General features: G+C 62.3%; 13 protein-coding genes. 2 read left to right on the forward strand and 11 right to left on the reverse strand.

The genetic code is table 11. The features are described from left to right. Positions 1 to 7: 7 nt before the first annotated feature. From JSO19_RS02530 to JSO19_RS02555, 6 genes are all read right to left on the reverse strand, one after another. A complete protein-coding gene (locus JSO19_RS02530) occupies positions 8 to 634 on the reverse strand; it encodes a response regulator transcription factor (RefSeq protein ID WP_270909541.1) in 627 nt (208 codons plus the stop codon). Then, the gene (locus JSO19_RS02535) at positions 628 to 1722 is read right to left on the reverse strand and encodes a sensor histidine kinase (protein ID WP_270909542.1); all 1095 of its coding nucleotides are present in this window, start codon (positions 1720 to 1722) and stop codon (positions 628 to 630) included. Before JSO19_RS02535 ends, JSO19_RS02530 begins: the two co-directional genes overlap by 7 nt. A gap of 9 nt (positions 1723 to 1731) precedes the next feature. Further along, complete coding sequence (locus JSO19_RS02540) at positions 1732 to 2454, reverse strand: ABC transporter permease (protein WP_270909543.1); 723 nt, start codon at positions 2452 to 2454, stop codon at positions 1732 to 1734. Positions 2455 to 2483: 29 nt separating this feature from the next. Continuing rightward, a complete protein-coding gene (locus tag JSO19_RS02545; protein ID WP_270909544.1) occupies positions 2484 to 3419 on the reverse strand; it encodes an ABC transporter ATP-binding protein in 936 nt (311 codons plus the stop codon). 88 nt (positions 3420 to 3507) lie between these two features. After that, positions 3508 to 4248 (reverse strand): VIT1/CCC1 transporter family protein, encoded by a 741-nt coding sequence (locus JSO19_RS02550; RefSeq protein WP_270909545.1) that lies wholly within the window; start codon positions 4246 to 4248, stop codon positions 3508 to 3510. A 107-nt stretch (positions 4249 to 4355) separates the two neighbouring features. Next, the gene (locus JSO19_RS02555; RefSeq protein WP_270909546.1) at positions 4356 to 5639 is read right to left on the reverse strand and encodes a CynX/NimT family MFS transporter; all 1284 of its coding nucleotides are present in this window, start codon (positions 5637 to 5639) and stop codon (positions 4356 to 4358) included. A 54-nt stretch (positions 5640 to 5693) separates the two neighbouring features. Between JSO19_RS02555 and JSO19_RS02560 the strand changes: the two genes are divergently transcribed. Then, positions 5694 to 6467 carry an AraC family transcriptional regulator gene (locus JSO19_RS02560; protein WP_270909547.1) on the forward strand — a complete coding sequence of 258 codons (774 nt, stop codon included), beginning with the start codon at positions 5694 to 5696 and terminating at the stop codon, positions 6465 to 6467. A gap of 104 nt (positions 6468 to 6571) precedes the next feature. Here JSO19_RS02560 and JSO19_RS02565 read toward each other — a convergent pair whose 3' ends face one another. Beyond that, positions 6572 to 6757, reverse strand: coding sequence for a CsbD family protein (locus JSO19_RS02565; protein ID WP_270909548.1), 186 nt, complete (start codon positions 6755 to 6757; stop codon positions 6572 to 6574). A 308-nt stretch (positions 6758 to 7065) separates the two neighbouring features. On the opposite strand from JSO19_RS02565, the gene JSO19_RS02570 reads away from it, so the two are divergent. Next, the gene (locus tag JSO19_RS02570) at positions 7066 to 9465 is read left to right on the forward strand and encodes a DUF4073 domain-containing protein (RefSeq protein WP_270909549.1); all 2400 of its coding nucleotides are present in this window, start codon (positions 7066 to 7068) and stop codon (positions 9463 to 9465) included. A 297-nt stretch (positions 9466 to 9762) separates the two neighbouring features. Here JSO19_RS02570 and phnE read toward each other — a convergent pair whose 3' ends face one another. The 4 genes from phnE to JSO19_RS02590 all read right to left on the reverse strand — a co-directional run bounded on the left by phnE (position 9763) and on the right by JSO19_RS02590 (position 14233). Then, positions 9763 to 11475, reverse strand: a complete 1713-nt coding sequence (gene phnE / locus JSO19_RS02575) for a phosphonate ABC transporter, permease protein PhnE (RefSeq protein WP_270909550.1) — start codon at positions 11473 to 11475, stop codon at positions 9763 to 9765. Then, positions 11472 to 12332, reverse strand: a complete 861-nt coding sequence (phnC, locus tag JSO19_RS02580) for a phosphonate ABC transporter ATP-binding protein (protein WP_270909551.1) — start codon at positions 12330 to 12332, stop codon at positions 11472 to 11474. The genes phnE and phnC overlap by 4 nt, the downstream gene beginning before the upstream one ends. 135 nt (positions 12333 to 12467) lie before the next feature. Beyond that, a complete protein-coding gene (locus tag JSO19_RS02585; protein WP_270909552.1) occupies positions 12468 to 13427 on the reverse strand; it encodes a phosphate/phosphite/phosphonate ABC transporter substrate-binding protein in 960 nt (319 codons plus the stop codon). Further along, a complete protein-coding gene (locus tag JSO19_RS02590) occupies positions 13424 to 14233 on the reverse strand; it encodes an HAD family hydrolase (protein ID WP_270909553.1) in 810 nt (269 codons plus the stop codon). Before JSO19_RS02590 ends, JSO19_RS02585 begins: the two co-directional genes overlap by 4 nt. Positions 14234 to 14285 lie beyond the last annotated feature (52 nt).

The raw sequence follows: 14285 nt of genomic DNA on the forward strand, positions 1-14285 counted from the left end.
GTGCCGTTTACAGCCAGCCCCGTTGACTGGCCAAGGCAAATGCCTGCGCCCGGTTATCAACGCCGAGTTTTTGAATGATCGAAGAGAGGTGGTTGCGCACCGTTCCTGCTGAGAGAAAGACCTCTGCGGCGATCGATGGGGCATTGTTGCCTTCACCGGCGAGCCTCAAGATGTGCCGTTCACGGTCGCTCAGCGGGTTTGTTGATGCAAAGAGGGTGGTTTCTGCAAGCGCCGGGTCAATGGTTCTCAGGCCCGCACGCACCCGACGAATTGCCTCTGCAAGCGCTTCGGGCGCAGCGTCTTTCACAATAAAGCCTTTTGCCCCTGCGGCGAGCGCCTCGTTCACGTACCCGGGCCGAGCAAACGTCGTCACTATGAGCACGGCGACGTGAGGGTACTGCTCAGAGATTCGTTGGGTTGCAGCAATGCCATCATTACCGCCCATCTGAATATCCATCAAGCAAACGTCGGGTGCGTAGGCTTCTATCTGCCGCAGAGCCTCCGCACCATCGGTCGCATACGCGACAACCTCAAAGTCTTCTTCAAGGTCAAGCAGCGCCCCAAGGGCACCACGAACCAGCGCCTGGTCGTCTACGATGAGGAGTTTTGTTCGTTGTCGCTCAGCACTCACCATTGCAGGCTCACTTTTGTTCCTAACCCTGGTTGGCTCTCGACGGCAAGGGCGGCGCCCGCAGCAGCAGCTCTCTCTTGCATGCCGAAGAGCCCGTTACCCTCAGTATGCGCGGTGCCTCTCCCATCATCGGTCACGATGAGTGTTCCAGGCGCAATCTCAATGCCAACATTCCTGGCATCAGAGTGGCGAAGAACGTTCGTCGTGGCCTCTCGAAGAATCCACTCGGCAGGAATAGCTTGAGCCTGTGACAACGCTGTCGCATCGCCAGAAACCGCGACGTTCATGCCAGCCGTGCGCAGACACGTTTGAGAGGCAATCACCTGCTGGGCAAAACCGGTGTGGCGCATCTCGCTTACGGCGCTTCGAACCGCACCAAGGGCTTCGCCGCTGAGACGCGCAATCTCTTCAACCTCTCGTTTGGCCTTGACACGGTCTTGGTCAATAAGCCGAACAGCGAGCTCAGACTTCAGCTTAATCACGGTGAGCGAGTGGCCAAGCAGGTCGTGAATATCACGGCTGATCGACTCCCGCTGCTCGCTCTTCGCCAGGTTAATTCTCAGAGCATCGGCGCTCACCGAGCGGTCTATGAGCCAAGTATTTACGGTGTTGACAACGGACATAATCGTCATGACCGCAACGAGCGCCCATGGCGCCGACTCGCCTTTCGAAGTCAATGCCCAAATCTCAGCGGCAAGTATCGCAAAGGAGGTTGCAATAACGCCCCAGTGCCATACTCGGCCCATGCAGTACGAAGCGTAAGCCATGAGAAACGGGAGAAAACTCGTTGCATCCCAGCCAATCGTCGGAACGGTTGCAAGGGCCGAAAGCGCTGCGCCAAAAAACATCACAAAGACTATTGGCGAAGGGTTACGCCAACCGCACCGCATACCCAGCACGAAACCCGCGGTATAGGCCGCAGCAAAGAGCAGCAAGGCGCCCCAGGCAAGCACCATAAGCACCGGCGGTTTCTCTGCCGAGACGATGGCTCGCGCCGGGAACAGAAGGAACACAAGCCAAACGGCTGCCATAAGCCAGCCGTATCGTGACCAGGGCTCGTCAGCCGTTTGGCTCCGTTTTACGTCGTGCATAGTTGTACCCTAGCGGCGTCGGCGAGATCGTTGAATACCGAGCAGGCAGAGAGCGGCAAATAGTATCGCCCAAATTGCAATATTCCCGAGTACAAGCCAGATATTGTCGCTCCCGCCTGCGAGCAACGTTCCCTCGGTTATCGGCCAGCGAACGAGCGAGACATAACCATACATCGGAGTGAACTGTGCGATCGACAGCATCGTGCCTTCCAGCGGCATGAACACGTTGCCGAAAAACGCAAAGAAGGTCACGGCAATTGAAGCGAGCGAAGAAGCTGAGTCTGCGTTGAACGTAAGCCCTACCCCGAGCCCGAACACACCAAAGATGACCCCACCGGTGAGAATAATGAGCGCGGCCAATGCCCACCGCCAAGCGTCATCAGCGCGAGCCCCAGTGCTCCATCCAACGATTCCCACCACCACGACAACGATGATCGAAAACGTCAGCGCGGTCGCGAGCTTCACCGCCGCATAGCCCAGCATCGGCATGGGCGTTACTGCAATCTGGCGCCCCCACCCCTGTCTGACCTCTGAGGCAGCGAATGAGCACACCGAAGTCATCGCTACTGCGGTGCCAAATGCGGCCATCGAAACCATGACGTAAAAGGCGACGTTCCCTTTGCCCATGGGGGCCGAGCCATACTCGGCACCGGCACCAAACAACAGGTACATTGCAATTGGCATGCCGAGCGTGAAAACGAGCGCGAAGGGGTTTCGCAGCTGTCGTTTCATCTCAACTGCATAAAATGTGCCCGAAAACATCATGCCTCCTCAGTAAGAGTGGTGAATGCCGACTCAAGTGTTGGGGCCGCTATTTCAAGGTCAGTTGCGCCCCGTTCGAGCACTGCCGCAGCGAGTTGATCTGCACGAACAGTTCGGGCCCAGAACTCGCCCCCTTGAACCCGCACCTGGGAACGCGGATCATGGCAAATTTCTCGAGCGAGCCGCGTAAACTCTGCCTCTCGCGCCATGGGCACACGCGCCTTCAGCGTGCGCGTGCCGAGGGTGTTGCGAAGCTCCGAGGTATTCGCGTCTGCGACCACCGTGCCCCGGTGAACAACAACCGTTCGTTCGGCAAAGTGTTCTGCCTCTTCGAGGTAGTGCGTCGCGAAAATAATCGTTCTGCCGCGCGCCGCGTCAACGCGCATTTCTTGCCAGAATGCTTTTCGGGCGTGCACGTCCATGCCCGCGGTTGGCTCGTCGAGTATGAGCAACTCGGGATCTGGCACAAGTGCCAACGCGAATTTCACCCGTTGCTGCTCGCCGCCAGAGCATTTGCCGACTTTGCGTTTTGCAATACCTTCGAGCCTGGCACGTTTCATCACTTCAGGAATTCGCTCCCTGCGTTTGTGCAGGCTAGCGATAATACCGATCGTTTCAGCAACGGTAATGTCGGCGAGAAGCCCGCCAGTTTGCAAGACCGCAGAGACATGCCCTTCGTTCACTGCTTGCCGGGCATCAACGCCAAAGAGTTTCACGCTCCCGGCGTCGGGCTTCGTGAGACCGAGCATCATGTCAATCGTTGTCGTCTTCCCCGCCCCGTTGGGGCCGAGAAACGCGATAATTTCTCCCGCGCGAACGCTAAAGGTGAGCCCGTTGACCGCTGTAACCGAGCCACTCGGCGATGCAAAGTGTTTCGTTAGCCCTTGAATATCAACGACAGGCGCGTGAGTGGGTGCGTCGTAAAGATCTTCCATGCTGCAAGTTTCATTGACATCGCCAAGAGATGCAGGAACCAACTGTCATGGGGTTTTCGTGACAAGTGTCACGACTTTCGCGCGTCGACTAGCCGATCGCCACGCCAAAGAGCATGCCGATGAGGTAGGTTGCGACCATCGTGGCAGAGCCCATGAGCACGTTGCGTATGATCGCGGGCCAAATCGGCGCTTCGCCGAGCTTGGCGCTCAGAAGGCCCGTCAGGAAGAGGCCAACCACGACCGCAATCGCGGTGAGTGCGACCGCGTTGCCCCCTGGAATGAGAATCATGAGCATCGGGATGAGGCCACCGAGCGTGAAGGCGATGAACGACGAGAACGCAGCGACCCACGGGCTCGTGTATTCATCGGGGTCGATGCCGAGTTCAACCTCGGCGTGAGCCGCAAGGGCGTCGTGCTCGGTGAGCTCTTCGGCGACCTGCTTCGCGAGCTTGGCTGAGAGCCCGCGCTTGCGGTACATGCCGGTGAGCTCGGCCAGCTCGGCTTGCGGGTGCTCTTTGAGCTCGATGCTCTCTTTTTCAATGAGCGCTTTTTCGGTGTCACGCTGCGTACTCACCGAGACATACTCGCCGCCAGCCATCGAAAAGGCACCCGCAACGAGCGCGGCGATTCCGGCCGTCGCGATCGCGATGACGTTGCCTGGCGTTGCTGCTGCGACACCGACAACGACGCCGGCGACCGAGACGATGCCATCGTTCGCTCCGAGCACGCCCGCGCGCAACCAGTTAAGGCGTTGCCCAACGTTGCTCTCGAGGTGTGACTCGTGGAGGTGGTCGATGACGGTTTCGAAGCCGGTTACTCTGGTGTTCATGTCATCAGCATGGCACCGAGAAGAAGACCGCGCAAGCAAGGCTAGGCAAGGCTAAAAGCCTCTGTTTGCCTCAAATATGAGCATAGCCTAGCCTCACTTTTGACCCACTACCGAGCCCGAATATGTTCGGGTCGTGAAGCAACGATTCCGGCGAGCAATTGCACGACGAGTGCGACTCCCAGCACGACCATCGGCACCTTCCACTCGCCGGTTGCAGCGTGCACCGCACCGATGCCGATGGGCCCGAGCCCCGCGATGAGGTAGCCGAAGCCCTGCGACATCGTCGAGAGGTGACCCGTGTGGTGGGCATCTGGCGAACGCCACACGATAAACGTCAGCGACAGACTGATGGTGGCCCCCTGTCCGAGACCGATGAGCGTCATCCACACGTAGGCTCCCTCGGCCGGTGCGATCGCGAGCCCCACGTACGCTGAGGCGACGAGCGCGGTCGCGATGGCGACGGGAACCCAGGTCGGTTTCATACGGGCGGCGACCGACGGCGTCACAAGTGAGGCAACGATTCCAGGAAAGGCAGAGTACGCGAGCATCAAACCAGCCTCGTTCGGGCTCATGCCTGCGTCTTGTAGCATCGTTGGAATCCAGGTGAGCATCGTGTAGTAGCTCGCGCTCTGCAGACCCATGAGCAGGGTAACGGCAATCGCAATCGGGTCGGTGAGAATCGCTCGAAATGGCGGCTCGTGGGTGGCGGCTTTGACGCCTGCCTCGTGCTTTGGGAGCCGAGGCTGCGGGCCACGTCGCAGCTGCGGCAGCCAAATGACGAGCGCGATCACCGCGGGAATCGCCCAGACACCAAGCGCGAGGCGCCAGTTCCCATCCATGACGGGCAGCAGCAGGGCGGTGAGCCCTGAGGCAAAGGCGGCACCCACGAACAGGGCGGTCGAGTAGAGCCCCATCATGAGGCCCACCCGGTGCGAGAAGTCTTGCTTGATCGCGGCGGGCATCACCACGTTGCCCACCGCAATCGCGGCGCCGACGAGCACTGTGCCGGCGAAGAGGCCGAGCAGGCTCGGCTGCAGCCGAAGCAGAATGCCGGCTGCGAGAACGAGCATCGTGAGCCCGAGCAGACGGTGCATGCCGAGACGCCTCGTCAGCGCCGGTGTGAAGAAGGCAAACGCACCAAACGCAAAGACCGGAATCGTCATGAGCAAGCTCACGAGCGTCGCAGAAAGCCCGAGCGAGGCCTGAATGTCGGCGAGTACGGGGCCGATTGAGGCAACACCGATGCGCAGGTTCAGCCCGATGAGAATGAGGCCGGTGCCGAGCAGGAGCAACGACCACTTGCTCGGGGTTTTTTCGGGTGCGACGCTCACCTTTTCGGCGTCTGGGGTTGGCAGGTTCACCATGTCAGTATTCGGGGTATCAAACGGCATACCCACCATTTCAGCCGATACGCAACTAGCTCACAACCGGTAAACTGACATGAAATGCCTGAATTACGCCAAGAAGTCATCATTCCCGAGCAGGCCCTTCGGCTCGGCCACGAGCAGCACACCCCTGCCCACCTGCACGACCAGGGACACCTCGTGTACCCGGCAACCGGTGTGCTCTCGATGGTGACCGATGCGGGGTCGTGGATCGCACCCTCGAACCGTGCCGTCTGGATTCCCAGCGGCTTTCTGCATCAGCACCGCGCGCACGGAGCAACCGACATGCGCATTGTCTTCATGACTGGCGAGCATGCCTGCCGCCTGCCAGGCCACCCGGCAGTGCTCGCGGTGCCGCCCCTCGCCAGAGAGGCCACGCTCGCGCTCACGAGTACACAGGCTCGCAGCCCTGAATCACGCAACCGCTTGCGCCACGTCATCATCGACGAACTCACGGCGACCCCTGAGCAGCCCCTGCATCTGCCCGTTCCCACCGACGAGCGACTCCTGCAGGTGATGTCGCTCGTCACGGCAGACCTCGCAAGCCCCGCAACCCTGAGCGAACTCGGGCACCGCATCGGCGCGAGCGAACGCACGCTCAGCCGCCTTTTTCGCGCAGAGACCGGCATGAGCTTTCGCCAGTGGCGCATTCAACTGCGAGTGCACAGCGCCCTCCTCATGCTCAGCGAGGGGCGGTCGGTGCTTGACGTCGCAACCGCCTGCGGCTGGGCCAACCCGAGCGCCTTCATCGACGCCTTCACCGCGCTCATCGGCCAGACCCCGGGCAGGTACCAGCGCTCGCTCGGCGAAGCGGGGGCTGGCTCCGCTCAGTAGAACGCTCCGGGGTCATAGCCGGGCGCGATCCGCCAAGAAAGAGAACAGCCCCAGCCCGGCGCTATGCCGGGCTGGGGCTGTGAAGCGTTTCGCCTGGGCGAACGCTAGTCGTTCATGATGTCTTTTGCGGTGTCCTTCACGTCGCCAACGACCTTCTTGGCACCGCCCTTGACCTGGTCTGCCTTACCCTCGGCAACCATCTGCTCGTTATCAGTGAGGTTGCCGACGGCTTCTTTGGCCTTACCCTTTGCCTTGTCCATACCTGCTTCGATTTTGTCTGATGCACTCATTGTTCAGCTCCGTTCGTTGGTTATATTGGACATTTCTACTGTTTCACTCATGCGCCGATGGTGCAAGTCATGCCCAGGGCGTTCACAGCAGCTACTCGCCGAACCCGCAGGTTTTCGCAACCTCTCGTTCATCTTCGGCCCACCCCACGCACCCCGCAGGGCGAACAGGTTTGCACAGCTGTCCCCATCACACGCGCAGATGAGACGACCCGCAACCGAGCATTCACCGGCCCTCCTCCGCCCGTTCACGCAGAGTCGAAACACTGCGGGTAAGCCCTGAAATTCGGGGCTTCGAGAAAGGAATCTCAATGCCCGCGTCACCATCCCGACGTTCACGCAAACAGCGGCGTTTCGCCATCGTAGGCGCGCTCGTCACGACCATGCTGCTCGTGCCAGCCGCAACAAGCTCGGCCTGGGCCGAGCCTCAAGCCGAGCAGGAGCAAGCGAACGCAAGCGCCCCGTTGCAGGCAGCAGCTCCAGCCACGCTCTCGCTCTCGGCAGCGACTGCAATAACCGGTGAAAAGCTCACCGTCAAGTACGCAACAGACCAGCTCCACGCCGAAAACTGGGTGGGCATTTACCCTGAAACGGTCGCTCCAGGCGACTCCCCCTCGCTGCTGTGGAAGTACACGCCAGAAGCCTCAGGCTCAACGAGTTTCACCCTCGATCTTCAACCCGGCACCTACCATGTCTGGTTCCTCGCGCGGGGCGGCTACGATGCGATTACCGATAAGCAAGTGTTGACGGTCACGGCTGATCCGCAGGCCCCGGCCCCTCTCGAACCCGGTGATCCACTCGCCCCGGTCACGATCGACCCGGTCACGACCACCGTCGCAACCGACGGCGTCATCATGCGCGAGTTTTTCACCGAGACGTCGTTACCAGAGGGGTGGATCACGGCCTTTGCATCGCCCGCGACCGGCAATCCGGCATACGCTGGCTGGCAACAAACGACGAGGTCGCAGTGGTCTGAGAACGTTGACGAGATGCGCGATCGTTTCGGGCGCACTGATCGCGGTTTCATGGTGGCAGATGCACAACAGTTCGGTGCTGACTACTTCGAGGCGAGCCTCACGAGCGCCCCGGTCGACGTGCACGGGCTCGATCGTGTACGCCTCACCTTCGACAGCCATTACCGTGGCGCGCCGGGCCAAACCGGCGAGGTCTTTGCGAGCTTCGATGAGGCCGAGCCGGTGCAGGTGCTGAGCCTCGATGAGACAACCGTCACTTCGGGCTACGACGGCATGCAGATGAATGCCGCACAGGACCTGATGATCGAGGTGCCGGCCAAGGCCAAAACGGTTCAGTTCACGTGGAGCTTTACCGGCGGTGAAGGCGCACACTACTGGGGCATCGACTCGGTGCTCGTGCACCAGGTACAGGCCGCCACGAGCGTTGAACCCACCCAGGCCTGGGTCGTCTCAGATATTCAGGGGCACCCGGCCGATTTCGCTGTCGGCCTTCAGCGCTTTGCCGAGCTTTCGCCAAAGGCTGACGGGCTGCTCATGGTCGGCGACATCGTCAATTCGGGATCGGTGCAGGAGTGGCGTGAAATTTACGATGTCATGAACGCGTCTGAGGCCTACCGCCCGCGCCAGACCGTCGCCACGATGGGAAACCATGAACGCTACGCTTCAGGAGGGTTTGACGCGAACTTTGCGCGCTTTCTCGAGTTTGCCGAACGAGACAAGGCATGGGGCGAATACGTGCTCGAAGGCCCTGCGGGTGACCTGCCGGTAATCGTACTCGGTCAAGAGATCGCTGGCCCGAGCGACGTTCCCATGACCGAAGAGCAGGTCAGGTTTCTCGAAGAGCGGCTCGCGCACTGGACCGCGCTCGATAAGCAGGTACTCGTGCTCTCGCACTTTCCGCTCGGCAACACCGTCTCGGCATCATGGTTGCCGTGGTACAGCAAGCACCACATGCACAACGACCGCCTCACCAACATCATGGTGAACTACCCGAATGCCATCATGCTGAGCGGCCACACCCACTACCCCGCAGAGCTCGGCGACTGGTCGATGCAGCGCCGATCTGATCGTGGCCACCCCGACGGCTTCTGGGCCATCAACACGCTCGCGATGCATATTGAGTGGGATGCCCGCGGTGAAAACACCAGCGATATCACCGAGGTGACGACCGGCGACATCAACCGTGGCCTCACGCTCGACTCATACGGCGACCGAGTGGTCATCACCGCCTACGATTTCGCAAGCAACACCGAGTTGCGCCAGGTCACGATCGCAAACCCGCTCGTCGACTTCACGGCAGAGCTCGCGCCTGACGAAAAGCGTGCGGCCGACTACTCGGGGATCACCGCGGCCCTCGCATCGGTGCCGCAGCACCTCGACCGTTTCACGCCACGCTCGGTCAAGCCCCTCGAAGCAGCGATCGCTGCGGTCGTTTACGACCTCACTGCCGATCGACAGGCCGAGGTCGACGCGATGGCCCAGGCGATCATCTCGGCGATCGCGGGCCTCACGCCCTCAGAAGGCACGGCCACTGGGCCTGAGACCCCCGGCGACAAGACTGACGATGGAGCACCGGGCGGTGGCGCACCGAATGCAACGGAAGCAGCGACCGACGGCGCACTCGCGCAGACCGGCTTAGCCGGGTACGGCTGGGGCATCGCGGCTGCACTCGCACTGCTCGCTGCCGGCGGAGCATTCGTGACCGCACGCTTCGTGCGCCACGGTTCGAGCCGCTAGCACCACGTCCAAGGCTGGGGCGTTCCGGGTTGTTCCCGGGGCGCCCCAGCCTTCTGCGTTCCCCCGAGCCATCGCCACCTTCCCTTCCCTTCCCCGGGTGATCACCGAGTCCCGTTCTCGTCTCACTCGTCACACAGGACGCACTGTGAAGCGCAGCAGCCGAAGCCACGAGGCCAGGCGCAAAGCCAGGAGCCAGGCGCCAGGCGCAAGCGCGCAGACGGGACGCACACGCATTCATGCGGGCACACGAAAGCGGCCCGAGGGTAAATCCCCTCGGGCCGCACGAGTCGTTCCGCGTTACGCCAGCATCTTGCGCAGCAGCGTCGAGAGCCCCTCGACGAGAAAGACGATCACGAGCACGCACAGCAGCAAGAAGAGCAGTTCGTGCTGGTTCACCCGGGCCGCGCTCGAGAGCATGTACCCGATGCCGCCTCCGCCAACGATGCCGAGCACTGTCGCCGAGCGAATGTTCGTGTCGAGCAGGTAGAGCGTGTGCCCTACGAACGATGGCACCGCCTGCGGGAAGGTCGCTGCGGCAAACACCTGCGGCCTGGTCGCCCCAACCGCGAAAAGCGCTTGCTCAGGCCCAGGGTTCACCTCTTCGAGCGAGTCGGCGATGAGCTTCCCCAGCAGCCCCACCCCGCCGATACCAAGCGCGAGCACGGCGGCACCGGGGCCGAGCCCCGTGAGAATGATAAAGAAGAGGGCCAGCAAGAGTTCTGGCAAGCCGCGGATCACGACGAGCGTGAACCGTGCGCCAGCCCGAACCCCGGGGCTCGGCGAGACGTTGCGTGCGGCGAGAGCCCCAAGCAGCATCGAGAAGACGACGGCGAAGAGGGTTGCCGCGAACGCGATCTGCACGGTCTCGACGAGCGCGAGAGCGACCTGCCCCCACTTTTCTTGAGCGAGCGACGGTGGCCAGAGCCGACCTCCGGCGATCGCGAGGTTCTGCCAGAAGTTCGCGAAGCTACTTCCCTGCGATCCCGCGAGAACAACCGAGGCCGCGACGATCAGCACCGTCGACCAGATGAGGGTAACGCTGCGCACCCGGTCAGGAGTCCACGGAATGCGGCCTTCGCGGCCCTGGGCGGCGTGCGCGATCCGCATCGCTTCTGGACTCTCGGGTTCGTTCGTCAGGCGGCGCACAAGGCGGTGGGCGATACTGCGGCCCTCGGGCTGGGCTCCGAGTAACGAGCGCCGCAACAGGGCCGAGACGACCTCGAACAGGACGCACAGCACAAAGATGATGATCGCGAAGGGCATCGCCTCGCGATAGTTCAGCGTTTGCATGGCGATGCTGAGCTGCTGGCCGAGGCCCGCGACGCCCACGAAGCCGAGAATGACCGAGACGCGCAGGTTAATGTCGGCACGGTGCAACACGATCGCGATGAACGCCGGCAGAATTTGCGGCCACACCGCTCCCCAAAACTGCTGGTGTTTACTCGCCCCGGCGGCGCGCAGTGCGAGCACGGGGCCGTCGTCAATCTGCTCGATCGCATCGGCGGTGAGCTTACTGATCATGCCAATCGAGTGGATCCCGAGAGCGAGCACCCCGGCGAGCGCCCCCTGCCCGATGATGAGCGCGAAGATCATCGCCATAATCGCGTCGGGTGCCGCTCGCGTCGTGACGCCGAGAAAACGGCCGAGCGCAACGCCAAAGCGGTTCGGGGCGGTGTTGCGGGCGGCAAGGTAGGCCACCGGGATCGAGAGCACTGCGGCGAGCGCCGTTCCGCAAAACACGATGGCCAGGGTGAGAGCGCAGAGCCACAGGGCTTCGCCGAGGCTCGGCCAGACGAAGGGAACCGTGCGTGCAAGGAACGACCCCGCATACTCGGTGCCCCGGGTGACCTGTTCCCAGGAGAGGCCGACGCCCTGCAGCGACCATACTCCCGCGATGAGGAGCCCGATGAGCAGTGCGTTGGTAACGATTCTCGCCCTCGTGGGCTTTGCAAGTGTGGGCCAGGGCGGCTGCGCAGCAGCCTCTCGTTTTGCGAGCGTCGGGGCGGTCACGCCGATGCCCCACTCGCCTGCATATCGGTCACGGGCGCCCCCGCAGCTTGCCCCAGCCCGGCTGCGCCTACCTGTGGTTCGATCGCAGCGATCTCTTCGGGTGTCACCGCAACTCTGCGGTAAATATTCATGACGGTCTCTTTATCGAGTGCGCCGGCCCGGGTGTCGAGCACGACGGCACCGTGCCTCAGCCCGACAATGCGATCGGCCCAGGCGAGGGCCAGGTCGACCTGGTGCAGGCTGCACAGCACGATCAAACCGCGGCGCACGGCAATCTCACGAATGAGGTTCATGACTTGCTGCGACGACTCCGGGTCGAGCGAGGCAACAGGTTCGTCTGCGAGTAGAATCTCTGGCTCCTGCATGAGGGCACGCGCGATCGCGACCCGCTGCTGCTGCCCGCCAGAGAGGGTGTCGGCCCGTTGGAAGGCTAGTTCCTCAAGCCCCACCTCGGCGAGCAGGTCGAGCGCTCGCAGCCTCAGATGCTTCGGGTAGCTGAGCAGGCCGAGCCTCGGGCCACGAAGGGTGGCGAGGCTACCGCTCAACACGTTTTCGAGCACGCTTCGCGGGCCCACGAGCTCAAACTGCTGAAAGATGAACCCGACCTTGCTGCGCAGCTCACGAAGTTGGCGCCCCTTGAGACCGCCGAGCGGATCGCCGAGCACCTCAACGATGCCCTCGGTCGCGGTCTCAAGCCCATTCAGGTGGCGCAGCAGGGTCGACTTACCCGAACCCGACAGCCCGAGCAGCACGACGACCTCGCCCGCCGAGACCTCGAGCGAGACCGATTCAAGGGCAACCGTGTGCCCAAACGTCTTCGTCACCTCGGTCAAGCGGATCTTCGGTGTATCACTCATCAGTTGACTCCTTCTGCCGCGCCTTCCGCGGTCTCAAGCATTCATGTGCGGGGCCCGGCACCCACTGGTGTCGGGCCCCGGGAGGTGCCGGATGGGCTCAGCCGTCGGGCTAGGCCTCACCCGGCAATGCCCCGTTTAGGGCTGGCACTGCGCGGCGCCGGTTTCTTCACACACCTTGCGCACGCTGTCGTAATACGAATCTTCAACGGGCACGAGCTCGTAGAAGTAGGCCTTGAACGCCTCGGTGATCGTGATGCCCTCGGCCTCGATACCGTCAAGCGTGATGTTTTGCAGCGCATCTTTGAGCGAGCTCTGCACATCTTTCGGCAGGTTCGTCGACATGACGAGCGGAGCACCGGGAACGGTGACGCGATTAATCACGGTCAGGTCGCCCTCGGCAAAGAGCCCATCGGCGATACCGGTGGTCTCGACCACGGCGTCCTCGGCGAAGCCGGCCTCGCACTCAACGCCCTGCGCGGTCTTCTGCGCCGAAGCATCGTGGCCACCAGCGAAGACCGGGGTCACATCGCTCTCGGGGTTGATGCCCTCGGCGAGTAGCTCAGCACTCGGGTACAGGTAGCCCGAGGTTGAACCCGGGTCAACGAAGCACACCTTGTGCCCCTTCATGTCTTTGATCGAGGCAATGTCTGAGCCCTTCGGCACGACCGCGAGCGACTCGTACCCTGGTTCCTCTCCTGCTTCAGTCACCGTGACGCCGATCGGGGTGAGAGGCGCGCCACCGTTCGTCGCGGCGACATAGGTGAAGCCCGAGAAACTCCCGATGTCAATGCGCCCGGCGATCGCGGCTTCAACGAGGGCCGCATAGTCGGTCGATTGCACGAGCTCGACTTTCTTGCCGGTCTTGGCCGCGATGTAATCAACGAGCGGCTCAAAGTTGTTTTCGACCGACTGCTGGTCGGGAACCATGCCCATGACGAGGGTGTTCTCGTCTTTCGCGAAGCTCCCCTCCTGCGAGTTCGCGGTGTCGCCGCCCTCTGCGGGTGGCGTGGCTTCGCTCGGCGAGCAGGCGGCGAGTGTGCCGAGGAGTGAGAGTCCTGCGACGATGGCGAGGCCACGACGGGTTGATGTTTTCACGGAGTACCTTTCGGGTTGTGTTCAAAGAGTGAAAGTCGGTCAAGATCGCATATTTTGGCGGCCCAGTCGCTGCCGAGCCCCACGAGGCTCGAGACGCGTACGTGGGCCTCCACGGTCCAGGGCTCTGGGGCTCCCCCGTGCCCTGGACCGAAGTCTTCGCGGGAAACGGTGTTGAGGTCAGCGCCGGGATCAGCGCGCACGAGCACGGTGCGGCACCCTGCTGCGAGCGCTGCACGCATACCCACCTCTGAGTCTTCGATGGCAAGGCAATCGCTCGCGCGAAGCCCGAACAGGCCAGCGGCATGACGGTAGGGCTCGGGGTCTGGTTTCGTCGCCCGCACATCGTCGGCGGTGACGACGTGCGCAAACCCCTCCAGAGCAAGCTCATCCGAGAGCTGCTCGTACCAGCGCCGCGATGAGCTCGTCACAATCGCGACGGGTACCCGAGCTTCGCGCAGGTCAGCGAGCATCTCTCTCGCCCCTGGTTTCCAGCGGGCGGCGCCTCGCTGGACCCGAAGCGAGGCGAGCTCGATCCGCTCCCCCAGTTCGGCAGCCGAGGCAAGCCCGCTCGGCACCCGGCCAAGAAAGTACTCATCGATGATGCGCCTCGCCGTTTGCGAGACAGTCGCCCCTTCAAAACGCAAGAGCTGACGCTCGGACATTGCGATGCCGAGATCTTCGAGCGTCACGCGAATGGTTTCGAGCCAGGGCTGCTCAGTATCGAGCAGCGTCCCATCGAGGTCGCACAACACCGCGGCGGGGAGGGGTTTTGCCTGCCGCGGCGTTTTCGTCAGTGGCTCAGTCATCACACCCTCATTAGCGCCGCTCAGCGTTAACGGAACAGGTCGCTACGGTAAA

The organism is Leucobacter sp. UCMA 4100, assembly GCF_027853335.1.
In the GTDB taxonomy this organism is placed as follows: Bacteria; Actinomycetota; Actinomycetes; order Actinomycetales; family Microbacteriaceae; genus Leucobacter_A.

Bases quoted from the DNA above. Each gene is read 5' to 3' on its own strand.
- JSO19_RS02560 (WP_270909547.1), top strand. From the start codon at position 5,694: ATGCCTGAATTACGCCAAGAAGTCATCATTCCCGAGCAGGCCCTTCGG.
- JSO19_RS02535 (WP_270909542.1), bottom strand. From the start codon at position 1,722: ATGCACGACGTAAAACGGAGCCAAACGGCTGACGAGCCCTGGTCACGA.
- JSO19_RS02565 (WP_270909548.1), bottom strand. From the start codon at position 6,757: ATGAGTGCATCAGACAAAATCGAAGCAGGTATGGACAAGGCAAAGGGT.
- phnC (WP_270909551.1), bottom strand. From the start codon at position 12,332: ATGAGTGATACACCGAAGATCCGCTTGACCGAGGTGACGAAGACGTTT.
- JSO19_RS02570 (WP_270909549.1), top strand. From the start codon at position 7,066: ATGCCCGCGTCACCATCCCGACGTTCACGCAAACAGCGGCGTTTCGCC.
- JSO19_RS02545 (WP_270909544.1), bottom strand. From the start codon at position 3,419: ATGGAAGATCTTTACGACGCACCCACTCACGCGCCTGTCGTTGATATT.
- JSO19_RS02555 (WP_270909546.1), bottom strand. From the start codon at position 5,639: ATGCCGTTTGATACCCCGAATACTGACATGGTGAACCTGCCAACCCCA.
- JSO19_RS02540 (WP_270909543.1), bottom strand. From the start codon at position 2,454: ATGAAACGACAGCTGCGAAACCCCTTCGCGCTCGTTTTCACGCTCGGC.
- JSO19_RS02530 (WP_270909541.1), bottom strand. From the start codon at position 634: ATGGTGAGTGCTGAGCGACAACGAACAAAACTCCTCATCGTAGACGAC.
- JSO19_RS02550 (WP_270909545.1), bottom strand. From the start codon at position 4,248: ATGAACACCAGAGTAACCGGCTTCGAAACCGTCATCGACCACCTCCAC.
- JSO19_RS02590 (WP_270909553.1), bottom strand. From the start codon at position 14,233: ATGACTGAGCCACTGACGAAAACGCCGCGGCAGGCAAAACCCCTCCCC.